Genomic DNA, 20,794 nt, shown 5'->3' with positions numbered 1-20,794 from the left:
CGCGGAAATGGTGGACGGGTGAAGCGTCGTCCACCCTACGGGCGGAGGCGGAACGAAAGCCGGCATGGCGCCCGCGGCGCTGACGTAGGGTGGACAACGCCGTTCTTGTCCACCGGCACGCGGAAATGGTGGACGGGTGAAGCGTCGTCCACCCCACGCAGCGCTGGCTCACTAGGAGAAGTGAAACATGCCCTTGGCCAGCACGATGATCAGCAGCATCTGCAGCAGCACTGCCAGGTGCAGCAGGCGGTTGCGCCGCACCGTCAGTCGGCCGCGGCGCAGCAGCACGGCGATCGCCAGGTAATGGCCGACGATGCTCAACGCCAGCAGGATCTTCAGCGTCAACAGCGTGGCGAAGGGACTGCCGAACGGATCGGCGAGTACCCCGCGATAGTGCCAGGCCAGACCGATGCCGGCGCCGTAGAGCACCAGCACCACCCAGTGCAGGACCTTGCGCGTCACCGCACTGAGGCGCGCACTGACCTCCTGCAGTGACGACTCCGCTAGCTCGCTGGTCGCCGCCCGCCAGATCACCACCTGATAGAACAGGGTGCCGATGAAGGCGACCGCCGCCGCCAGGTGCAGGATCAACAGGATCGCGTAGCTCATGCGGGCTCCTCAGCCGGGATGCCCGTCCGCACGAGTGCGGCAGAGCATCGGCGCGTAGAAGATGACGAACAGGCCGAAGGCGATAGCCCAGCAGGTGGCCGCCAGGTGCAGGCTGCCGACAGGCCAGAACTCCACCAGCAGCACCCGCGCCAGCGTCCCCAGCTGCAGCAGGATGAAGGCCGCGATCATCGCCCTCGGCGGCTGCAGCGGCCGGCCGGTGTGGCCCAGGCTGACCCGCGCGATCATCGCCAGGATCAGCCCGCCCATGGCACCGACATTCAGCGCGTGGGTAGCGGGGCTTGGGCTGGCGACCCAGCCGAAATTCCACGCCGCCATGCCCAGGCAGGCGACTGCCAGCCAGGCATAGGCCAGGTGCAACGACCAGAGCAGCGGTACCCGCCACAGGCGCTTGTCCTGCCAGCGCGCCAGCCGCACAAGGTGGCCAATACCGAGCAGGGCGAAGAGCACGCCGACCGGCAGCGACGCTGTCAGCCCCAGGCCAGCCGCGTAGAGGATGGCCACCAGCGGCGCGCCGATCAGCAGCGCCCGGTCGAGCCAGACGATGGGCGCGAAGGCCTCGACCCGACCGACGCCGCGCTGGGTAAAAAAGGGAATGACCCGGCCGCCGATCAGCCCGAGCATCGCCGCGATCAGCCAGACGCCAGCCAGTACACCCTGACGCTGCAGGCCATCGTCGCCGCGCAGCAGGCCCAGCATGCTCAGGCCGTCCGCCAGCGCCAGCAGAATCAGCACCGCCACCACCGGGTAGTTCTTCTTCTGCCGCACCGCGAACAGCATGCGCGCCATGACCAGCGCCACCACCACTGGAAAGATCAGCTCCAGCACCAGTAGCGGCAATGCCGGCGTGCCGGCCAGCCAGCCCGCCCGGGCGCCCAGCCAGAGCAGCGCCAGCGCCGCCAGCGGCTTGCCGGAGAGCCCCGGCAGGCCGGTCCAGGTCTGCACGGCGGTGAGGAGGAAGCCGGCAATGATCGCCAGGCCGAAGCCGAACACCAGCTCGTGGCGATGCCAGGCCAGCCAGCCGCCGCTGGGCTGCCAGCCGGTCACCCCCTGCAACGCGAGTATCCACAGCGGTACGGCGATCGCGGCGAAAAGCGCACCGGCGAGAAAGAACGGACGAAAACCCAGCCGCAACAGCGGCGGGATGCTCATGGCTTTGCGGCGATCAATGACTTGCACGGCAGGCTCCCTGGTCTGGAGTTCTTGAAGTTGCTGGATTGATCATGGCCGTGGCGGGGCGGTTTTCCCTTGCGCCTGATCAAATTGCTCGGAATTGTCCGACTCCGTTTCAGGGGAATCACCCAGCTCTTCCTGGCGACCTGTGCCGGAAAAGCGCAGCGCGCGCCGGGCAGCTTGACCACAGGCAGGACTCCAGCGCGGCACCTGATCTGCTGCCGCCAGCATCGCACGGGAAACGGCAGATCGTCGCGATCGCCACCAGATCCGCCTGGTCTGGCGAATTTTCCCAGGGCTTCGCCGAAAAACCCGACACATGCTGTGCGGCCCTTCGCTGTAGACCGGCGCGTGAGCTGTTAAGGTGCGTTCTTTTCCCGACGGAGGACAGCCATGCATTCGCGCCGTATCTTTTTCAGCGCCATTCTCGGCACCGCCCTGCTCGCCGGCTGCGCCAGCAGCCCCGCGCCGAGCGAGCAACCGGCGCACGCCAGCGCCGCCATCCCCGAGCGCTGCAGTACCGAGCCGCTGGCCGACCTGATCGGCAAGCCGGGCTCCCAGGAATTGCTCGATCAGGCGCGCCAGCGCAGCGGCGCACAGCGTGCCCGAATGCTCAAACCGGACGACATGATGACGATGGATTACGACTCTCAGCGCCTGAACGTCGATCTCGATGAACAGGGTCGCGTCTACCGTCTGTCCTGTGGCTGATAGCCAGCAGCGACGCCCACCGAGCCCTCTAGTTCCGTTGCATCTGGAAAAAACCGACTGACGGTGCCGCCGTTCATCCCGTCCCGCCTGCAGGGACGTTCTCTTGTGCCGAAAGGACTGTTAGCGTCCTGATCGCCAACACAGGACGGCGACGGAAGTGGGGCGCCCGCGCCTTGCCTTCCGTGAAAGCAGTCCCACCCTCCGGGGTGGATTTTTCACCGTTCGCACCCGGTAGCCAGATGTCCAAGCCAGCCTCCTCCAAAGCACGCCTCGTCGCCGTGCTGTTCAGCCTCGCCATGCTCCTGTGCCTGACCGCCGCCGTACTCTGGTGGCAGCATCGCAGCAGCATGCCTGCCGTTCCCGCCAGCGAGCCGGCGCAGACCATGCTCATGGCCCTGAAAGACTCGCGCCAGCCCTGGCTGGACAACCGCCAGGACCTCTCGACCCTGCTCGCCGATCTGCGCAACGACGCCATTGCCAGCGCCGCGCTGAGCGACGAGGCCGTCTTCGTCAGCAGCCACGACGGTCGTCACTACTGGCTCGCCGACCAGTCGGGGCGAATCGGCGACATGCTGATGCAGCAGTACGCCGGCCGCGAGGGCACGCTCTTTCCCCTGCTGCTGGTGGATACCGACGGCGAGGCGCCCTGGTACGAGGCGGCATTCAAGCTCTGGCCCTTCCTGCTGGTCGGCCTGCTGGCGCTGGGCTACCTCGGCCTGCAGCTGCGGCCCTACCGCGCCCAGCAGAAGGGCACCGGCATCGGTTTTGCCGACGTGGTCGGCGCCCATGAAGCCAAGCAGGCATTGATGGACATCAGTGCCTGCCTGCGTGACCCGCAGCGTTACTCGCGCCTCGGCGCCCGGCCGCCCAAGGGCGTACTGCTGACCGGCGCGCCCGGCACCGGCAAGACCCAGCTGGCCAAGGCCCTGGCCACCGAGTGCGGCGCCAGCTTCATCCAGGTCACCGGCAGCGATTTCTCCTCGATGTATTTCGGCGTCGGCATCCAGAAGGTCAAGGCACTGTTCCGCAGCGCCCGGCGCAAGGCACCGTGCATCATCTTCATCGACGAGATCGACGGCATCGGCAAGCGCAGCGAGCAGACCCGCTCCAGCGACGCCGAGAGCAACCGCATCATCAATCAGTTCCTCACCGAGCTGGACGGCTTCGCCGGGGGCCAGGGCGTGCTGCTGCTCGGCGCGACCAACTTCCCCGACTCCCTCGACCCGGCGCTGCTGCGCGAAGGTCGCTTCGACCGCCGCATCGACGTCGGCCTGCCCGGCCTGGCCGATCGCGAGGCGCTGTTCCAGCTGTACTCGGCCAAGCTGCACTGTGCCAGCGAGCTGGACATTCCCTCGCTGGCGCGCAACAGCGTCGGTCTCAGCCCGGCAGCCATCGCCTCGATCGCCAACCAGGCCGCGCTGCTCGCCGCCCGCGCCGGTGCCACTGAAGTCGCGATGGCGCATTTCGTCGATGCACTGGAAACCAACCGCATCGGCGAGCAGCCCGAAGGCGCAGCGCCGGCGTCGGCCAGCGACCGCACCCGGGTCGCGGTGCACGAGGCTGGTCACGCGCTGGTCGCTGCCGCACTCAAGGTCGGCCGGGTCGAGAAGGTCACCATCCTGCCGCGCGGCCAGGCCCTCGGCGTGACCCTGGTGACCCCGGTGGAAGACAAGCGCCTGCATCTGGAATCCGAGCTGCGCGCGCGCATCCGCATGCTCCTCGCCGGACGCTGCGCCGAGCTGCTGCACTTCCACGAAACCTCGTCCGGCGCCGCCCAGGATCTGCAGGAAGCCAGCCGCCTGGCACTGTCGATGGTCGGTGCATTGGGCATGGGCCCGGGCGGCTCGCTGCTGAGCCTGCAGGCGATCCGTGACGCCGGCATCGAGTGCGACCCGCGTGACAGCCTGAACGCCGCCGACGCCCTGCTGCGCGAGCTGGATCGCGAATGCATGAACCTGCTGCAACGCCTGCGTCCGGCGCTGGACGACATCACCGCGCAACTGCTGGAGCAGGAAACCGTCTCCGGCGAGGCCGTGCGCGAAGCCGTGGCCGCGCTGCTCGGGCCGGACGGCTTGTCCGAGGCCAGCCTGCGCGAAGGTCGGACGCATCTGGAGCGGGTCGCCGCCTCCAGCTTCGAAGTCGACGCGGCGGTAGCCGTGCAGACCGAGCCGCGCGAGCGCGACGAAGGCCCGGGCTTCGCCTGATCAGTCCTGTGCGAGGCGCGCGTGATAATGCGGCAGCTGTGCCAGCGCGTGCAGCGCCGCGGCCTGCCGCACCTCGCTGCGCCCACCGGGGAAATGCTCGGTGGCGCTGAACAGCCGCGGCTCTCCCCGCCTCTCGTAGGCCCAGGCAAAGCACACGGTGCCCGGCGCAATGCCGTCCATCGGTTCCGGTCCGGCGACGCCGGTGGTCGCCACGGCGACTGAAGAGCGGCTGCGCTGCAACGCGCCGAGTGCCATGCAGCGAGCCACTTCCTCGCTGGTCAGGTTGTAGCGCTGCAGGCACTCGTCGGTCACCCCCAGCACCTGCTGCTTGGCCTGCGGCGAGTAGACCACGTAGCCGGCTTCCAGGCAGGCGCCACTGCCTTCCACATCCGACAGCAGCGCGATGATGGTTCCCGCCGTGCAGGACTCCGCCGTGCTCAGGCGCAGCCGGTGCTGTTTCAGGTATTCGACGACTCTGCCCACCACTTCCATCGCATCTCCCCCATGACTGCAGGGGGAACCTGTGAAAAAGCTAGCGAGCAAAGGTCTGGCTCATTGCAACGACGCCAGGCCGAGCGCAGTACTTTTCCCGAGGTTCCCTGGTGCGTTTGGAGCACCGGCGTCGGCGCAGCGTTCCCTACCGCTGGCGGACAGCGCTGAACCCCTGCCGAGGGGCCCGGTCACAAACTCCGAGGTCGCGCAGCCGTTGCGGCACGTTCACTACCCCCATTTCTGCCTATTGAGGTGCCCCTATGAACAACCTGATGCCTTCCATCCGAACCGGCCTGGTCGCTTTCTGCTTCGCCGCCGCCAGCAGCTTTGCCATGGCCGACGGCATGGATGCCGAGGACTTCGTCAACGACGCGTCCGCCATGGGCATTGCCGAGGTGCACAACGCCACACTGGCCCTGACCAAAGCGACATCCCAGGACGTCAAGAACTTTGCTCAGCGCATGCTCGATGACCACAGCGCCGCCAACCAGCAATTGGCTCAAACCGCTTCCGGAAAGGAAGATATCGAGCTAGCCGATGAGGCGACCCTGATGGCCAAGGCCAAAGCGCTGATCCTGCAACTGCGCAGCGGCGAGTCTTTTGACGAGGCCTATGCGAACAACCAGGTGGTTGCACATGAGAAGTCGGTCGAATTGTATGAGAGCGCGTCCAAGGAACTCGCCGACGCCGACCTCAAGGCCTACGCGGCCGAACAGCTGCCGACCTTGCGCGAACACCTGGAAATGGCCCGCCAGCTGGCGGCCAAGCACGGCGGTGATGCTGCCGAGAAGAACTGATAGCGCCTGGCGTTACCCGGCGTGATCGCCTAGATCACGCCGTCGCGGCGCAGCACCTGTAGCGCCGCATCGTCCAGCCCGAGCAGGCGCCGCAGCACGGCTTCGCTGTCGGCGCCGAGCAGTGGCGCGGCATTCCGGTAGTCCACCGGCGAAGCGCTGAGACGCAGCGGACTCGCCACCTGCGCCAGCGACCCACCCAGCCCGTGTGGCAGTTCGACGCGCAACCCCCGAGCCTGCACCTGCGGATCGGCGAATACCTGCGCCAGGTCGTTGACTGGCCCGCACGGCACCCCGGCCGCCTCCAGCTCAGCCATCCAGTCCGCGGTCGTGCGGAACACCGTCCGCTGACGAATCAACGCCACCAGTTCGACCCGATGCGCCACCCGCGCGGCATTGCTGGCAAAGCGCGGATCCTCGGCCCATTCCGGGCGCCCGACCACCGCGCAGAAGCGGCGGAACTGCAGGTCATTGCCCACCGTCAGCAACAGCTCGCCGTCCGCGGTGGGAAAGTCCTGATAGGGCACGATGCTCGGATGGGCGTTGCCGCGACGCACAGGCAGCTGACCGGAGACCAGATAGGCCGAGGCCTGGTTGGCCAGGGCCGCCACCTGTACATCGAGCAGCGCCAGATCGATGTACTGGCCCGCGCCGCTGCGTTCGCGCTGCTGCAGCGCGGCGAGGATGGCAACGCTGGCGTAGAGCCCGGTGAGAATGTCGGTAAGCGCCACGCCGACCTTCATCGGCCCGGCGCCGGGCTCGTCGTCGGCACGCCCGGTCAGGCTCATCAGGCCGCCCAGACCCTGGATCATGAAGTCGTAGCCAGGTTTGTGGGCATAGGGCCCGGTCTGGCCGAAGCCGGTGATCGAGCAGTAGATCAGCCGCGGGTTGAGGACGCTCAGGCTCGGATAGTCGAGCCCGTAGGCGGCCATGCCACCGACCTTGAAGTTCTCGATCAGCACGTCGGACTGCAGCGCCAGCTCGCTCAGGATGCGCTGGCCTTCGGGATGCGCAAGGTCCAGGGTCAACGACTGCTTGTTGCGATTGGCGCATTGGAAGTAGGCCGACTCGGCGCTCGGCTGGCCCTGCTCGTCGGCGACGAAGGGCGGTCCCCAGCCACGGGTGTCGTCACCCACGCCGGGGCGCTCGATCTTGATCACCTCGGCGCCGAGGTCGGCCAGCGTCTGACCGGCCCAGGGCCCGGCCAGCACCCGCGACAGATCCAGAACCCGCACTCCGCAAAGCGCTGCCATAAAACCTCCTGTAGATGAGCAGCCGGGTCTGGCGGCCCAGTCTACGCAGCAATCCGGCGTAGGTTGGGCAGAGCAAAGCGAAGCCCAACAGGCGATGTCCCGTCCAGCCACCACCCCGCCGAAACCCGGCGCTCTAGGTCGCCAGGTACCTACTCACGTTGGGCCTTGCGGCCCAACCTACGTCGAGCGAGCCGCCGCCGGCGGGCATCCCGATCCCGTCAGAAGAACGCCTGGATGCCGGTCTGGGCGCGGCCGAGGATCAGCGCATGCACGTCGTGGGTACCCTCGTAGGTGTTGACCACCTCGAGGTTGACCAGGTGGCGGGCCACGCCGTACTCGTCGCTGATGCCGTTGCCGCCGAGCATGTCGCGGGCCATGCGCGCGATGTCCAGCGCCTTGCCGCAGCTGTTGCGCTTCATGATCGAGGTGATCTCCACCGCCGCGCTGCCTTCGTCCTTCATCCGCCCCAGGCGCAGGCAGCCCTGCAGGGCCAGGGTGATCTCGGTCTGCATGTCGGCGAGCTTCTTCTGGATCAGCTGGTTGGCGGCCAGCGGGCGGCCGAACTGCTTGCGGTCCAAGGTGTACTGGCGCGCGGTGTGCCAGCAGAACTCGGCGGCGCCCAGCGCGCCCCAGCTGATGCCGTAGCGGGCAGAGTTGAGGCAGGTGAACGGACCCTTGAGGCCGCGCACGTCGGGGAAGGCGTTTTCCTCGGGGCAGAACACGTTGTCCATGACGATCTCGCCGGTGATCGAGGCGCGCAGGCCAACCTTGCCGTGGATCGCCGGGGCGGACAGGCCTTCCCAGCCCTTTTCCAGCACGAAGCCGCGAATCGAGCCTTCGTCGTCCTTGGCCCAGACCACGAAGACATCGGCGATCGGGCTGTTGGTGATCCACATCTTGGCGCCGGTCAGGCGGTAGCCGCCGTCGACCTTCTTCGCCCGGGTGATCATCGAGCCGGGGTCGGAGCCGTGGTCCGGCTCGGTCAGGCCGAAGCAGCCGATGTATTCGCCGCTGGCCAGCTTGGGCAGGTACTTGCGCTTGGTCTGCTCGTTGCCGAACTCGTTGATCGGCACCATCACCAGCGACGACTGCACGCTCATCATCGAGCGGTAGCCGGAGTCGATGCGCTCGACCTCGCGGGCGATCAGGCCGTAGCAGACATAGTTCAGGCCGCTACCGCCGTACTCGACCGGGATGGTCGCGCCAAGCAGGCCGGTGGCGCCCATTTCGCGGAAGATCGCCGGGTCGGTCTGCTCGTTGCGAAAGGCCATCTGCACCCGCGGCGCCAGCTTGTCGGCGGCGAACTGTGCGGCGCTGTCACGCACCATGCGCTCTTCCTCGGTGAGCTGGGCGTCCAGCAGAAGCGGGTCGATCCAGTTGAACTGAGCCTTGTCGGCCATGCGGTGAATCCTCTGCGCGGGTACTGAAGTGGGATTGATCCTAGGAAGGATAGGCGGCGGGCGCAAACGAGGATTTCGCACCTCATTGTGCAAAACACTCACTCCGAGATAGCCTGCAGCGCACAAATTCCCAATCTCAAATGAGCGATCCGCATAGATGCGCCGCAAGATCCCCAGCACCGCCGCGCTGGTGGCTTTCGAGGCCGCCGCCCGCCATCAGAGCTTCACCCGCGCCGCCGAAGAGCTGGCGCTGACCCAGGGCGCGGTCTGCCGGCAGATTGCCGCACTGGAAAGCTTCCTCGGCGTGGCGCTGTTTCGCCGAACACGCCGCGGCGTGACCCTGACCGACTCGGGCCTCTCCTACGCCCGGCGCATGGCCGCCCAGCTCGATGCGGTGGAGCGCGACACCCTGGCGGTGATGGGCCAGCAGGGCGCCAGCAGCATCGAGCTGGCGGTGGTGCCGACCTTCGCCACCCAGTGGCTGCTGCCGCGCCTGAAGGACTTCCAGACCCTGCACCCACAGATCACCGTCAACCTGACCAACCGCACCCGGCCGTTCTTGTTCGCCGACACCGAGTTCGACGCCGCCATCTACTTCGGCGACGGCGACTGGTCGGGTACCCAGGCGCATTTTCTCATGCACGAGCAGGCGGTGCCGGTGTGTAGCCCGGCGTTGCTGGCGGGGCGCAGGCAGCTGCAGCCCGCGGAGCTTGCCGAGCTGCCGCTGCTACAGCAGAGCACCCGGCCTTATGCCTGGCGGCACTGGTTCGACTCGCTCGGCATGGACGTCGCCCGCGATCTGGGCGGGCCGCGCTACGAGCTGTTCTCGATGCTGGCCCAGGCGGCCATGCACGAAATGGGTGTGGCGCTGATCCCGCCGTTCCTGATCGAGCGTGAGCTGGCGGAGGGGCGCCTGTGTATCGCCAACCCCCACAGCTGCCGCAGCGATCGTGCCTACCACCTGATCATTCCCGAACGCCGCACCGAGTCGGCCACCCTCAACAACCTGCGCGACTGGTTGCTGCAGCAGGCACGACGCTACCGCGAGCAGGGAACTTCGCCCCTGTAGTGAGGGTCGTTAGCCGGCTACATAAGTCGCCCGTACGCCCGGCCGCTGCAAAGCGTTAGCCGATCCCCGCATTTTTCTGATGAGCGGACATTCAGCTCGAAGATCAGGCGAGGACCGCTGCGGCCCTGGATTTGCGTGCGCAACCACGCTGGCCGCGGCGCCTCGGGCGGGTCTGGCAGGTTTGCAGCGGCTCGCAGGTTTTGTAGTGAAAGTGTGTGCGCACTCCATCACGACTTGAAGCGCCGCCGCTTCGTCTGCAAAATGCCGCGCCCGCTGACCCCGACCCCCTACTTTGGTCGAAGGCGGGCATGTGCTGATCAGCCACCCCAGGGCGCCATCCGCAGTGCGCTGGTTGATTAAAACGATCACGCAGGAGATTTGCAGTGCACATTGGTGTTCCTCTCGAGACCCATGCAGGCGAAACGCGGGTAGCCGCGACGCCCGAGACAATCAAGAAGCTGATCGCCCACGGCCATCAGGTAACCGTTCAGAGCGGGGCCGGCGTCACTGCCAGCCTGCCGGATCATGTCTACGAAGTGGTCGGAGCCGCCATTGGCGACGCCGCCACCGCGTTTGCTGCCGATCTGGTGCTCAAGGTGGTCGCACCCAGCGATGCCGAGCTGGCGCTGATGAAGCCCGGTGCGGTCCTGGTCGGCATGCTCAACCCGTTCTGCAACGAGACCATTGCGCGCGTGGCGGCACGCGGCATCACCGCCTTCGCCCTGGAAGCCGCGCCGCGTACCTCGCGCGCGCAGAGCCTCGACGTGCTCAGCTCGCAGGCCAACATCGCCGGCTACAAGGCCGTGATGCTCGCAGCCAACCACTACCCGCGCTTCATGCCGATGCTGATGACCGCCGCCGGTACCGTTAAGGCCGCCCGCGTGCTGATCCTCGGCGCCGGTGTCGCGGGTCTGCAGGCCATTGCCACGGCCAAGCGCCTGGGTGCGGTGATCGAGGCCTCGGACGTGCGTCCGGCGGTGAAGGAGCAGATCGAATCGCTCGGCGCCAAGTTCGTCGACGTGCCCTTCGAGACCGACGAGGAGCGCGAATGCGCCGAAGGCGTCGGCGGCTACGCCCGCCCCATGCCTGCCTCCTGGATGCAGCGCCAGGCCGGTGCCGTACACGAGCGCGCCAAGCAGGCCGACATCGTCATCACCACCGCGCTGATCCCCGGCCGCAAGGCGCCGACCCTGCTGCACGCGGCCACCGTGGAAGAGATGAAGCCGGGCTCGGTGATCATCGACCTGGCGGCTGCCCAGGGTGGCAACTGCCCGCTGACCGAGGCCGATCAGGTCGTGGTCAAGCACGGCGTGACCATCGTCGGCCACAGCAACCTGGCGGCCATGGTGCCGGCTGACGCCTCGGCGCTCTACGCGCGCAACCTGCTCGACTTCCTCAAGCTGGTCATCGACAGCGAAGGCAAGTTCCACCTCAACCTCGAAGACGACATCGTCGCCGCGTGCCTGATGTGCCGCGACGGCCAGGTCGTCCGCAGCAACGGCTAAGGGGAGACGCGAAAATGGACCTGATTTCCGACGGTATCTACAACCTGATCATCTTCGTGCTGGCCATCTACATCGGCTACCACGTGGTCTGGAACGTCACCCCGGCTCTGCACACCCCGCTGATGGCGGTGACCAACGCGATTTCCGCGATCGTCATCGTCGGCGCCATGCTGGCCGCGGCTCTGACCGTGACCCCGCTGGGCAAGGCCATGGGCACCCTGGCCGTGGCCCTGGCCGCGGTCAACGTGTTCGGTGGCTTCCTGGTCACCCGGCGCATGCTGGAAATGTTCAAGAAGAAAGCGCCCAAGGCGCAGGCGGAGAAGCACTGATCATGAGCATGAACCTCATCACCGTTCTCTATCTGATCGCTTCGGTCTGCTTCATCCAGGCGCTCAAGGGCCTGTCGCATCCGACCACCTCGCGTCGCGGCAACGCCTTCGGCATGATCGGCATGGCCATCGCCGTGCTGACCACCATCGCGCTGATCTACAAGCTCGGCAGCGAGCTGGCCCTAGACGGCCTGGTCTACGTGCTGGTCGGCCTGCTGGTCGGCGGCACCGCCGGCTCGATCATGGCCAAGCGCGTCGAGATGACCAAGATGCCGGAGCTGGTTGCCTTCATGCACAGCATGATCGGCCTGGCTGCTGTGTTCATCGCCATCGCCGCGGTCGTCGAGCCGCAGTCGCTGGGCATCGTCGCTGCGCTGGGTGATGCCATCCCGACCGCCAACCGCATCGAACTGTTCCTCGGTTCGGCCATCGGCGCCATCACCTTCTCCGGTTCGGTGATCGCCTTCGGCAAGCTCTCGGGCAAGTACAAGTTCCGTCTGTTCCAGGGCGCCCCGGTGGTGTTCAAGGGCCAGCACATGGTCAACCTGGTGCTCGGCCTGGCCATCGTCGGCCTGGGCGTGTACTACTCGATGACCGGTGACGTGCGCGCCTTCGCCGCCCTGACCGTGCTGGCCTTCATCATCGGCGTGCTGATCATCATCCCGATCGGCGGCGCGGACATGCCGGTCGTGGTCTCGATGCTCAACAGCTACTCGGGCTGGGCGGCGGCCGGTATCGGCTTCTCGCTCAACAACTCGATGCTGATCATCGCAGGCTCGCTGGTCGGCTCCTCGGGCGCGATCCTCTCCTACATCATGTGCAAGGCGATGAACCGCTCGTTCTTCAACGTCATCCTCGGCGGCTTCGGTGCCGACGCCGATGCCGGTGCAGCGAGCGGCAGCCAGGAGCAGCGCAGCGTGAAGTCGGGTTCCTCCGACGACGCCGCCTTCCTGCTGACCAACGCCGACACCGTGGTCATCGTTCCCGGCTACGGCCTGGCGGTGGCCCGTGCCCAGCACGCGCTGATGGAGCTGGCGGAGAAACTGACCCACCGTGGCGTGACCGTGAAGTACGCGATCCACCCGGTTGCCGGCCGCATGCCTGGCCACATGAATGTCCTGCTGGCCGAGGCCGAAGTGCCCTACGAGCAGGTGTTCGAGATGGAGGACATCAACTCCGAGTTCGGCCAGACCGACGTGGTGCTGGTGCTTGGCGCCAACGACGTGGTCAACCCGGCGGCGAAGAACGATCCGAAGTCGCCGATCGCCGGCATGCCGATCCTCGAGGCCTACAAGGCCAAGACCATCATCGTCAACAAGCGCTCGATGGCTTCCGGCTATGCCGGCCTGGACAACGAACTGTTCTACATGGACAAGACCATGATGGTCTTCGGCGACGCCAAGAAGGTCATCGAAGACATGGTCAAGGCCGTCGACTGACGACCGCTGCGTGACCATGAAAAACCCCGGCCTGGTGCCGGGGTTTTTCGTTTCTGAGGCCGGCCTTCAGCGCAGGCTGGCCAGCACCTCGAAGCTGCGCAGGCGGTCCTCGAACGCGTACAGGTCGCTGGTGAAGATCAGCTCGTCGGCCTGGGTCTGCTCCAGCAGCACCTCGAGCCGCGCGCGGATCTTCTGCGGCCCGCCGATCAGTGCCAGTCCGAGGAACTCGCCCACCGCCTGCTGTTCATGCGGTTGCCATAGACCCTGCATGCTCGCCAGCGGCGGGCGCTGTACCAGGCTCTGGCCACGGATCAGCGCGAGGATGCGCTGGTAGGCGGACGTCGCCAGGTATTCGGCGCGCTCGTCGCTGTCGGCGGCGATCAGCGGCACGCCAAGCATCACGTAGGGCTTCTGCAGCACCTCGGAAGGCTGGAAGTTGTCGCGGTAGAGGCGGATCGCCTCGTGCATGTAGCGCGGTGCGAAGTGTGAGGCAAAGGCGTAGGGCAGGCCCTTGGCCGCGGCCAGCTGGGCGCTGAACAGGCTGGAGCCGAGCAGCCAGATCGGCACCTGGCTGCCGACACCGGGCATGGCGATCACCCGCTGGCCGGGCTGGCTCGGACCGAGCAGGAACTGCAGCTCCTCGACCTCGGCCGGGAAGTCGTCGGCACTGCCGAGGCGGTCACGGCGCAGGGCGTGGGCGGTGTACTGGTCGGCCCCCGGCGCACGCCCCAGGCCCAGGTCGATGCGACCGGGATAGAGCGCCTCGAGGGTGCCGAACTGCTCGGCGATCACCAGCGGCGAGTGGTTCGGCAGCATGACGCCGCCAGCGCCGACGCGAATGCGCGAGGTGCCGCCGGCCAGATAGCCGATCAGCACTGCGGTAGCGGAGCTGGCAATGCCGTCCATGTTGTGGTGTTCGGCAACCCAGAAGCGCTCGAAGCCGAGGCGCTCGACATGCTGGGCCAGCGCCAGCGAGTTGCGCAGCGCCTGGGCCGGCGTGCCGTCGTCGCGGATCGGCGCGAGATCGAGGGTGGAAAAACGGATCTGATCGATGAGGGACATGGCGGACCTTGGGAACGGGGTTCGACTAGTCGACCGCGTGAGCGGGCTGCTCGCTCGCTACGGCCGACGCGCGGAGTGGCCAAGCCTACCAGCATCGTTGCTCGCATGGCCGCTGCGAAGGTACGCCAGGCGAGAAGCCCTCCGCGCCATTTCCGCGGACAGCTAGCCGCGCAGGCAACCGCGCTCATCGGCCTGGGCCAGCAGCCTGCCGTCGCTTCCGTAAAGCCGCGCCCAGGGTCTGAAGCCGGTGGCGCCCGCGGCAAGGCGATAACGCTCGCCCGCCTCGAACCCGGCGTACTCTAGCGCCAGGCGGCAATCACGCTGCAGCGCCGGCGCGTCGCGGCCGATGTTGTGGGCGCCAACCTCGAACAGGTAGCGCACACCGAGGCGATGGCTGCCTGGCGCCACCTGAAAGAAACGCGGATCGTCCAGCTGTTGCTCGTCGACCTCGGTCGCCTGCACCTGGCTCGCTTGCGCGGCATCCAGATCGACCCAGGCCTGCGCCGGATCATGGCGTGGCAGCCAGGCAGCGCAACCGGACAGGATCAGAGTGAGTAGGGTCAGCGAGAGAGTACGCATCGGCGAGTCCTTGTTTGGGGGGAGGGCGGCAAGGCTGGACGTTGATTGCGGATATCGCCATCCTCGGCGCGGACGCGCCGCAGCCAACCGGGGACTGCGAACGTCCGGATCTGCGCCCGCTGACGGCAACCCTTGCGACCGATTCGAACAACGCCGCGGAGCGCCATGATCGACCTACGCCATCTGCCTCTGGTTCCCCTGCTGCTTGTCCTGCTGCTGAACGGCTGCAGCAGCTATTACGGCCAGTTGGCCGAGGGCCAGTGGCAGTTGCTCAGCCAGCGCCGACCGATCGCCAGACTGGTCGCCGATCCTGCGACGCCGCCGGAGCTGCGTCGGCGCCTGCAGCTGTCCAGCGCTGCGCGCGACTTCGCCAGCGCGCAGTTGGCCTTGCCGCAGAACGACAGCTACCGCAGCTTCGTCGATCTGCAGCGGCCCTACGTGGTCTGGAACGTCTTCGCCACCGACGAGTTCTCCGTCGCGGCGCGCGAGCACTGCTTCCCCATCGCCGGCTGCGTTGCCTACCGCGGCTACTTCGACCAGGGCCGCGCGCGGGGTGCGGCGGCGCTGCTGGCAGAGCAGGGGCTGGATACCTGGGTCGCCGGCGTCGAGGCCTACTCGACCCTCGGCTGGTTCGACGACCCGCTGCTGTCGAGCATGCTGCGCCGTGACGATGCCCGGCTGGTCGCGGTGATCATCCACGAGCTGGCGCACCAGCGCTTCTATCTGCCTGGCGACACGGCGTTCAACGAGTCCTACGCCAGCTTCGTCGAGCAGGAAGGCCTGCGGCAGTGGTACACCATGCGCAACGAAACACCACCGACCAGCGACGACGCGCACCGCAGGGCCTTTATCGAACAGGTGCTGGCCAGCCGCACGCGCCTGGAACAGCTCTACGCCGGCGATCTCTCGCCAGAGCAGATGCGCAAGGAAAAGACCGCCGAATTCGAACGCCTGCGCCGCGACTACCGCAGCCTGCGTGATAGTCACTGGCCCGGCGATACCCGCTATGACGCTTGGTTTTCTGCACCGCTGAACAACGCCCGGCTACTGCCGTTCGGCCTTTACGATCAGTGGGTGCCGGCCTTCGCTCGCCTGTTCGAGGCGCATGACCGCGACTGGGAAGCCTTCCACCATGCTGTCGAGAATCTCGGCGAACTGCCCGCCGCGCGACGCCTGGAGGCGCTCGAAAGACTGGGCACGGCAAAACGCGGGTAGATCCCGGAAGCGGGTAGCGACAGCGAAGCAGCGAACAGCGAGTCGCCTGAAACATCCCTCACCCGCCTTCGGCACCCTCTCCCGGCGGAGAGGGAAAAGCGGCGCACGCTCGAGGCTCTGCATCCACCACCCCGCGCCGTCGCCCCACAGCCTCCCTTCTCCCTCCGGGAGAAGGTGGCGCGCAGCGACGGATGAGGGAGGGCTGGGGCTGCCGGGTGCCCGACAGCCTGGTTCGAAAGCTGCTCCGAGGCGCGGGCGTGGCGTCGGCCAGCGCTCCGTCAGCGCTCGAAGGCGCCCAGGTCGCAGCGCGCCATCCCGTCCTCGTCACCATCGCGGGGACGCGCCACGCGGCGTTGGTCATGGCCGCTGCAGGAGCCGACGCCGGCATCCAGCGCCAGGCTGCCGGGGCGCAATGCGTAGGTGCGGCTACGGCCGCCGTTGTCGGCGAGGGGATACAGCAGGTGGGTAAAGACTCGCTCGCTGTCCTCGTACAGATCAGCCTGGCAGCTGCCGCCGGGCGTGCTGGTCAATAGGCCGCGGGCGGTAAAGCTGGAGCCCGCGCCGCCGGTGCTGCAGTCGGTCGGCACGTCGATGTCATAGGGGTCGACACTGCCAACGAACAAGCTGTTGCGCACCGTCATTGCGCCGCGATTGGCCACGCTGCCGGTGGCGGTGACGTGGATCAGCGTGGCGGTTGCGGGCTCTGCGTCCGTGATCTCCAACGGGCCGTTGTAGAGCGAGTTGCTCAGGCTGCTGTTGCTCAGCTTGAGCGAGCCGCCACTATTGAGCAGCGCTGCGCCTGAGCCCATTTCGTTGACGTTGTTACGGTCGAACAGGCTGCGCGCGACATCCGCCGTGCCCTGGTTGTAGAGGGCGCCACCGTAGCCGCGGTCGCCCTGGTCATTGGCGGAGTTGCGGGTGAACTCCGAGTCGCGCACCACCAGGTCGCCGCGGTTGAAGATCGCGCCGCCGCGGGCAATGTTGTCGTTCCAGTACAGTGCATCGGCAATGTTGCGGTTGAACAGCGAGCTGTGGACCTGCAGCGTGCCGTAGTTGGCGATTGCGCCGCCCTGGCCCCAGGCGAACGCTTCGGCCACCGGCGGCGGACTGCTGATCGAATGCGGTGTGATCGCCTGGTTGTCGCTGAACAGCACCTCGCGGACCAGCGCCTCGCCGTGGTTCTCCAGGGCGCCGCCGGTGCCAGCGGTGCGCCCGCCCTCCAGCGTCATGCGCACGGCCACCAGGCGCGCGCCGGGGTGAACCTCGAGCAGCCGGCTGCCGGCCTCGGCGATGATCCGGGTGTTCTGTTCGCCCTGGCCCTGCAGAACCAGCTCGCCATGCACGTCGAGGTCGCCATCGAGGTTGTCGTCCTCGTCACCGGGAAAACCGTTGGCATCGGGCAGGCTGGGACGGGTGAGGCGATAAACGCCACCAGGCAGGAACACATGGGTGATGCCCGACGCCTGGTTGGCAGCGGCCACCGCGTCGCGTAGCGAGCAGTGGCTGTCGCAAGTACCGTCGTACTCATCGGCGGTAGTGGTGACCTGCAAAGGTGCGGCGGCCAGGCTGCCGCACAGGGTGGCGCTGGCCAGCAGTGCGGTGAGGCGGGCAACGGTCGATCTGTTCATGACGTGACTCCTGAGCGATTGTCGGAGAAGGGGATTCAGGGTTGGACAGCCTCCATGGCGCTTCTCTCGATGGCGCCCAGATCGCAGATGGGTACCTCGTCGGCATCACCATCCTGGGGCCGCGGGGCAGCAAGCTGATCGTGCCCGGCGCAGCTACCCACAGCGGCATCGACCGCCAGACCGACAGCACGCGGCTGCAGGTAACTACCGTGCTCGCCCAGTGCCAGTGCCCAGGCCAGCGAACCGCGCGGATGGCTCGCGGCGTCGCCTTCGTTGCGCGGATACAGCAACCGGTTGAAGACCTCGGCGAACTCCTCGTAGGCTCCTGCGGGACAGCCCTCAGGACTGCTGGTAAGCAGGCCAATGGCCTGGAAGCTCGCCTCAGGTCCGCCGGTTACGCAGTCGTCCGGATACTCCTGGTCGAAGTAGTAGGGGTTGCCGGCGAACAGGCTGTTGCGCACCCGCATGCGTCCACGATTGATCACACCGCCCACGCTGGTGACATGGATCAGGGTTGCGTCGGGAATCGCTCCCTGGTTGCTCGCACGCCGGTTCATCAGGCCTTCGAGGTCGAACAGCGTGCTGTTGCTCAGCTTCAGGCTGCCGCCATTGAACAGGCTGACCTGCCCGTCTTCACCGGAGCTGTTGTGGCTGAACCAGCTGCGCGCGATGTCGGCCGTGCCGACGTTGACCAGCGCCGCACCACCGAAATCCTGGAACTCGCGCGCCGACGCATTGCCGGCGAAGGCGCTATCGCGCACCACCAGCTGGCCCGCGTTGAACAGGGCGGAACCATCGGTCCTGGAGTGATCCGCGGCGTCGAGCAGGTTACCCACCAGAAGCGCGTCGTAGAGGTGCAGGGTGGCGAAGTTGGCAATCGCACCACCGACCCCGGCGATACGCGCGCCGCTTTCGTCAAGCCCGTAGCCGGCCGGCACCAGCACCTGGTTGCCCACCAGGTAAACGCTCTTGAGCACGGCATCGCCGTCGTTGCGCAGCGCACCACCATCGGCGATCGAGTCACCACCTTCGAGATGCACGCCGTACAGGCCGAAGCGTGCCTGCGGATGCACCTGGATCAGCCGGCTGTTGAGTGTGCCGATGATGCGTGTGCTGTCACGCCCGGCGCCGCGAATCACCAGTTGGCCGAGGATGTCGAGGTCGCCGGCGTGGCCGAGGTCTTCATCCACCGGGTAGCCGTTGTCGTCACTCCCACTGGCCCGGGTCAGTGGGTAATCGCCAGCCGGCAGGGTGATCTGTCGCAGGCTGCCGGCGCCGTTGCCCACGACTATCGCGTCGCGCAACGAGCAGTGGCTGTCGCAGATGCCATCGAAGTCGTCGGCAGTGGTGGTCACCAGAAGCGGTTGCGCGGCCAGCGCACCGCTGAATAGCAGCGCAGAAAGAAAGGCGGACAGATAGCGAGTCGGACGCATGCGTCACTCCAGATTCCAGGTTGGTATGGAGCGAATACGACTCTGCTTCCGCTGCAGGAAGGCGAGTATAGGTAGGCAGATCGACCGTCCGGCGGCAATCGCCGCGAGTTACTGATGAACGGTCGACGAAGGCTCTAGTGCGGTACTTGCGTGCCGTTTATGGGGTGCTCGGACCCGCACCTAGTAGCGCGTCCGTGCCAGTCAGCAGTCGGCGCCACAATGCTGCCAGTTCGGTGTCGCGCAGCAGCGGCGCGCTCTGTCCACTCCACAGCGCCAACAGATCGCCGCATCCCTGCGCCAGCGCCGGCGGCTTGAGCAGACTGGCGAATTCGCCCTGGGCCGGGTAGCCGGCGAGCAGATGCTGACTGGCTGCCAGATCTTCCAGCAGCCGGTTGCGGATGCCACGTGCCAGGCGGCCGCTGAAGGCTCGCGTCAACGCCGTGCCCGGACTGTTCGGATCGAGCAGCGCCTGACGATGCAGATCGCTGGTTCCGGACTCGCGGCAGGCCAGGAAAGCGGTGCCGATCTGTACCGCCTGGGCACCCAGGCACAGGGCCGCCGCGACACCCCGGCCATCAGCGATTCCGCCTGCCGCGACCACCGGAATGTGCAGCGCATCGACTACCTGCGGCACCAGCGCCAGGGTGCCGATCAGGCCCTCCTCCGGGTCGGCAAGAAAGGCCGCCCGATGGCCGCCGGCTTCGAAGCCGCTGGCGACCACCGCCTCCACGCCGGCCGCCTCCAGCGCTCGCGCCTCTGCCACGCTGGTGGCGGTGCCCAGGGTCAGGATGCCGGCGCTGCGACAGCGCTCCACGGCCTGCTCCGAGGGCACGCCATAGACGAAGCTGAACACCGCCGGACGCGCCTGGAGCACGGCTTCGAGCTGCTCATCGAAACACGGCCAGGTCGCCGTCGGTTGCTGCGGAAGCGGCAGTTCCAGGCTGTCGAAATGACCGCGGAACAGTTCGGCGACGCGGGCGAAATGCTCATCCGACCAGCTTCTCTGATCGCTGCGATGCGGCAGCCAGAGGTTCAGCGCGAAGGGCCTGTCCGTGTGCTGACGCAGGGCGGCGGCGGTCGCGGCTATCGCTGCGCCGTCCAGATGATGCACGCCGAAGGAACCCAGCCCACCGGCGTTGCTGACCCCGGCAGCCAGCGCCAACGACGACAGCCCGCCGCCGAAGGGCCCCTGGATGATCGGCGCCGCCAGCCCGAGTCGACGGGCGAAGGCGCTGTCGCGCCAGTTCTTCCGCGCCTGGCTCATGCGTCGAGGCCTTCGGCCGCCAACGCCGCCTGCACTGCCGGGCGTTCGGCGATGGCGACGAGATAGCGCTGCAGCGGCGCGAGTGACTGCAGATCCGGGCCGACCAGGCGACTCCAGCGGCTCACCGTGAACAGGTAGGCGTCGGCCAGGGTGAAACGCCCGATGCAGAGAAAGTCGCGCTGCTGCAGCTGCTCGCTGACCCAGGCGAACTTGCCGGCCAGCGTGCTGCGCAGCAACGCCTTGGCATCCTCCGCCAGCGCCGGGTTGAACAACGGCGAGAAGCCCTTGTGCAGCTCGCTGCTGATGTACGCCTGCCACTCCAGCACCCGATAACGCGCCGGATCACCGCTCTGCGGCAGCAGATCGCCGCGCCCGGCGCGCTCGCACAGGTACTGGGCGATCACCGGGCCCTCGCTGAGCAACTGGCCGTCATCCAGCTCCAGCAGCGGCACGTAGCCTTTCGGATTCAGGCTGCGGAAGTCGACCCCGGCTTCCGTGCGCTTGCTGGCCAGGTCGACGCGAACCCGCTCGCAGGGCAGGCCGGTCTCGGCGAGCAGGATATGCAGCGCAAGGGAGCAGGTGCCGGGGCTGTAGTAGAGCTTCATGACGGTTACCTC

At 67.1% G+C, this 20,794-nt stretch carries 19 protein-coding genes; 8 read left to right on the top strand and 11 right to left on the bottom strand.

Annotation, left to right across the window (positions count from 1 at the left end):
- Nucleotides 1-171 precede the first annotated feature (171 nt).
- Together DBO85_RS10940 and DBO85_RS10935 are read right to left on the bottom strand one after the other, a co-directional pair.
- Nucleotides 172-609, bottom strand: a complete 438-nt coding sequence (locus tag DBO85_RS10940) for a hypothetical protein (RefSeq protein ID WP_108107289.1) — start codon at nucleotides 607-609, stop codon at nucleotides 172-174.
- A gap of 9 nt (nucleotides 610-618) precedes the next feature.
- Nucleotides 619-1,806: an NnrS family protein gene (locus DBO85_RS10935; RefSeq protein WP_108107288.1), complete on the bottom strand. Its 1,188-nt coding sequence runs from the start codon at nucleotides 1,804-1,806 to the stop codon at nucleotides 619-621.
- Nucleotides 1,807-2,193: 387 nt separating this feature from the next.
- Between DBO85_RS10935 and DBO85_RS10930 the strand changes: the two genes are divergently transcribed.
- Nucleotides 2,194-2,511, top strand: coding sequence for an I78 family peptidase inhibitor (locus DBO85_RS10930; protein ID WP_108107287.1), 318 nt, complete (start codon nucleotides 2,194-2,196; stop codon nucleotides 2,509-2,511).
- A 239-nt stretch (nucleotides 2,512-2,750) separates the two neighbouring features.
- The gene (locus DBO85_RS10925) at nucleotides 2,751-4,715 is read left to right on the top strand and encodes an AAA family ATPase (protein ID WP_108107286.1); all 1,965 of its coding nucleotides are present in this window, start codon (nucleotides 2,751-2,753) and stop codon (nucleotides 4,713-4,715) included.
- Here DBO85_RS10925 and DBO85_RS10920 read toward each other — a convergent pair whose 3' ends face one another.
- Nucleotides 4,716-5,207 (bottom strand): CinA family protein, encoded by a 492-nt coding sequence (locus tag DBO85_RS10920; RefSeq protein ID WP_108107285.1) that lies wholly within the window; start codon nucleotides 5,205-5,207, stop codon nucleotides 4,716-4,718.
- 260 nt (nucleotides 5,208-5,467) lie between these two features.
- On the opposite strand from DBO85_RS10920, the gene DBO85_RS10915 reads away from it, so the two are divergent.
- Nucleotides 5,468-6,004: a DUF4142 domain-containing protein gene (locus DBO85_RS10915; protein WP_108107284.1), complete on the top strand. Its 537-nt coding sequence runs from the start codon at nucleotides 5,468-5,470 to the stop codon at nucleotides 6,002-6,004.
- Nucleotides 6,005-6,033: 29 nt separating this feature from the next.
- Here DBO85_RS10915 and DBO85_RS10910 read toward each other — a convergent pair whose 3' ends face one another.
- Entirely contained in the window at nucleotides 6,034-7,254 is a 1,221-nt protein-coding gene (locus DBO85_RS10910) for a CaiB/BaiF CoA transferase family protein (protein ID WP_108107283.1), read from the bottom strand.
- A 218-nt stretch (nucleotides 7,255-7,472) separates the two neighbouring features.
- Nucleotides 7,473-8,654 (bottom strand): acyl-CoA dehydrogenase, encoded by a 1,182-nt coding sequence (locus DBO85_RS10905; RefSeq protein ID WP_108107282.1) that lies wholly within the window; start codon nucleotides 8,652-8,654, stop codon nucleotides 7,473-7,475.
- A gap of 157 nt (nucleotides 8,655-8,811) precedes the next feature.
- Here DBO85_RS10905 and DBO85_RS10900 point away from each other — a divergent pair, with 157 nt between their 5' ends.
- The 4 genes from DBO85_RS10900 (at nucleotide 8,812) to DBO85_RS10885 (ending at nucleotide 12,996) form a co-directional block, all read left to right on the top strand.
- Nucleotides 8,812-9,723, top strand: a complete 912-nt coding sequence (locus tag DBO85_RS10900) for a LysR family transcriptional regulator (RefSeq protein WP_108107281.1) — start codon at nucleotides 8,812-8,814, stop codon at nucleotides 9,721-9,723.
- Nucleotides 9,724-10,106: 383 nt separating this feature from the next.
- Nucleotides 10,107-11,228, top strand: coding sequence for a Re/Si-specific NAD(P)(+) transhydrogenase subunit alpha (locus DBO85_RS10895; protein WP_108107280.1), 1,122 nt, complete (start codon nucleotides 10,107-10,109; stop codon nucleotides 11,226-11,228).
- A gap of 14 nt (nucleotides 11,229-11,242) precedes the next feature.
- Nucleotides 11,243-11,557 (top strand): NAD(P) transhydrogenase subunit alpha, encoded by a 315-nt coding sequence (locus tag DBO85_RS10890; protein ID WP_108107279.1) that lies wholly within the window; start codon nucleotides 11,243-11,245, stop codon nucleotides 11,555-11,557.
- 2 nt (nucleotides 11,558-11,559) lie between these two features.
- Complete coding sequence (locus DBO85_RS10885; RefSeq protein WP_108107278.1) at nucleotides 11,560-12,996, top strand: NAD(P)(+) transhydrogenase (Re/Si-specific) subunit beta; 1,437 nt, start codon at nucleotides 11,560-11,562, stop codon at nucleotides 12,994-12,996.
- A gap of 66 nt (nucleotides 12,997-13,062) precedes the next feature.
- Here the strand turns inward: DBO85_RS10885 and DBO85_RS10880 are convergent, their stop codons facing one another.
- A complete protein-coding gene (locus DBO85_RS10880; RefSeq protein ID WP_108107277.1) occupies nucleotides 13,063-14,058 on the bottom strand; it encodes an LLM class flavin-dependent oxidoreductase in 996 nt (331 codons plus the stop codon).
- A 162-nt stretch (nucleotides 14,059-14,220) separates the two neighbouring features.
- The gene (locus tag DBO85_RS10875; protein WP_108107276.1) at nucleotides 14,221-14,637 is read right to left on the bottom strand and encodes a PA0061/PA0062 family lipoprotein; all 417 of its coding nucleotides are present in this window, start codon (nucleotides 14,635-14,637) and stop codon (nucleotides 14,221-14,223) included.
- A 165-nt stretch (nucleotides 14,638-14,802) separates the two neighbouring features.
- Between DBO85_RS10875 and DBO85_RS10870 the strand changes: the two genes are divergently transcribed.
- On the top strand, nucleotides 14,803-15,852 hold the full coding sequence (locus DBO85_RS10870) for an aminopeptidase (protein ID WP_108107275.1): 1,050 nt from the start codon (nucleotides 14,803-14,805) through the stop codon (nucleotides 15,850-15,852).
- 278 nt (nucleotides 15,853-16,130) lie between these two features.
- On the opposite strand, the gene DBO85_RS10865 is transcribed toward DBO85_RS10870, so the two are convergent.
- The 4 genes from DBO85_RS10865 to gstA form a co-directional block, all read right to left on the bottom strand.
- Complete coding sequence (locus tag DBO85_RS10865) at nucleotides 16,131-17,480, bottom strand: CSLREA domain-containing protein (protein ID WP_108107274.1); 1,350 nt, start codon at nucleotides 17,478-17,480, stop codon at nucleotides 16,131-16,133.
- Between the two features lie 35 nt (nucleotides 17,481-17,515).
- A complete protein-coding gene (locus tag DBO85_RS10860; RefSeq protein WP_108107273.1) occupies nucleotides 17,516-18,913 on the bottom strand; it encodes a CSLREA domain-containing protein in 1,398 nt (465 codons plus the stop codon).
- 157 nt (nucleotides 18,914-19,070) lie between these two features.
- Nucleotides 19,071-20,177: an NAD(P)H-dependent flavin oxidoreductase gene (locus tag DBO85_RS10855; RefSeq protein WP_108107272.1), complete on the bottom strand. Its 1,107-nt coding sequence runs from the start codon at nucleotides 20,175-20,177 to the stop codon at nucleotides 19,071-19,073.
- Nucleotides 20,174-20,782: a glutathione transferase GstA gene (gene gstA, locus DBO85_RS10850; protein WP_108107271.1), complete on the bottom strand. Its 609-nt coding sequence runs from the start codon at nucleotides 20,780-20,782 to the stop codon at nucleotides 20,174-20,176. The genes DBO85_RS10855 and gstA overlap by 4 nt, the downstream gene beginning before the upstream one ends.
- Nucleotides 20,783-20,794 lie beyond the last annotated feature (12 nt).

Origin of the sequence: Pseudomonas mangrovi (genome assembly GCF_003052585.1) — a bacterium.
In the GTDB taxonomy this organism is placed as follows: Bacteria; Pseudomonadota; Gammaproteobacteria; order Pseudomonadales; family Pseudomonadaceae; genus Aquipseudomonas; species Aquipseudomonas mangrovi.
The sequence above is the reverse complement of the archived record's forward strand: the minus strand, read 5'-3'. Positions and strand labels throughout refer to the sequence as shown.

Excerpts from the sequence above, each read along its gene's own strand:
- DBO85_RS10915 (WP_108107284.1), top strand. The coding sequence starts at position 5,468 with ATGAACAACCTGATGCCTTCCATCCGAACCGGCCTGGTCGCTTTCTGC.
- DBO85_RS10875 (WP_108107276.1), bottom strand. The coding sequence starts at position 14,637 with ATGCGTACTCTCTCGCTGACCCTACTCACTCTGATCCTGTCCGGTTGC.
- DBO85_RS10870 (WP_108107275.1), top strand. The coding sequence starts at position 14,803 with ATGATCGACCTACGCCATCTGCCTCTGGTTCCCCTGCTGCTTGTCCTG.
- DBO85_RS10925 (WP_108107286.1), top strand. The coding sequence starts at position 2,751 with ATGTCCAAGCCAGCCTCCTCCAAAGCACGCCTCGTCGCCGTGCTGTTC.
- DBO85_RS10920 (WP_108107285.1), bottom strand. The coding sequence starts at position 5,207 with ATGGAAGTGGTGGGCAGAGTCGTCGAATACCTGAAACAGCACCGGCTG.
- DBO85_RS10940 (WP_108107289.1), bottom strand. The coding sequence starts at position 609 with ATGAGCTACGCGATCCTGTTGATCCTGCACCTGGCGGCGGCGGTCGCC.
- DBO85_RS10890 (WP_108107279.1), top strand. The coding sequence starts at position 11,243 with ATGGACCTGATTTCCGACGGTATCTACAACCTGATCATCTTCGTGCTG.
- DBO85_RS10885 (WP_108107278.1), top strand. The coding sequence starts at position 11,560 with ATGAGCATGAACCTCATCACCGTTCTCTATCTGATCGCTTCGGTCTGC.
- DBO85_RS10860 (WP_108107273.1), bottom strand. The coding sequence starts at position 18,913 with ATGCGTCCGACTCGCTATCTGTCCGCCTTTCTTTCTGCGCTGCTATTC.
- DBO85_RS10930 (WP_108107287.1), top strand. The coding sequence starts at position 2,194 with ATGCATTCGCGCCGTATCTTTTTCAGCGCCATTCTCGGCACCGCCCTG.
- DBO85_RS10880 (WP_108107277.1), bottom strand. The coding sequence starts at position 14,058 with ATGTCCCTCATCGATCAGATCCGTTTTTCCACCCTCGATCTCGCGCCG.
- DBO85_RS10855 (WP_108107272.1), bottom strand. The coding sequence starts at position 20,177 with ATGAGCCAGGCGCGGAAGAACTGGCGCGACAGCGCCTTCGCCCGTCGA.
- DBO85_RS10905 (WP_108107282.1), bottom strand. The coding sequence starts at position 8,654 with ATGGCCGACAAGGCTCAGTTCAACTGGATCGACCCGCTTCTGCTGGAC.
- DBO85_RS10900 (WP_108107281.1), top strand. The coding sequence starts at position 8,812 with ATGCGCCGCAAGATCCCCAGCACCGCCGCGCTGGTGGCTTTCGAGGCC.
- DBO85_RS10865 (WP_108107274.1), bottom strand. The coding sequence starts at position 17,480 with ATGAACAGATCGACCGTTGCCCGCCTCACCGCACTGCTGGCCAGCGCC.
- DBO85_RS10910 (WP_108107283.1), bottom strand. The coding sequence starts at position 7,254 with ATGGCAGCGCTTTGCGGAGTGCGGGTTCTGGATCTGTCGCGGGTGCTG.
- gstA (WP_108107271.1), bottom strand. The coding sequence starts at position 20,782 with ATGAAGCTCTACTACAGCCCCGGCACCTGCTCCCTTGCGCTGCATATC.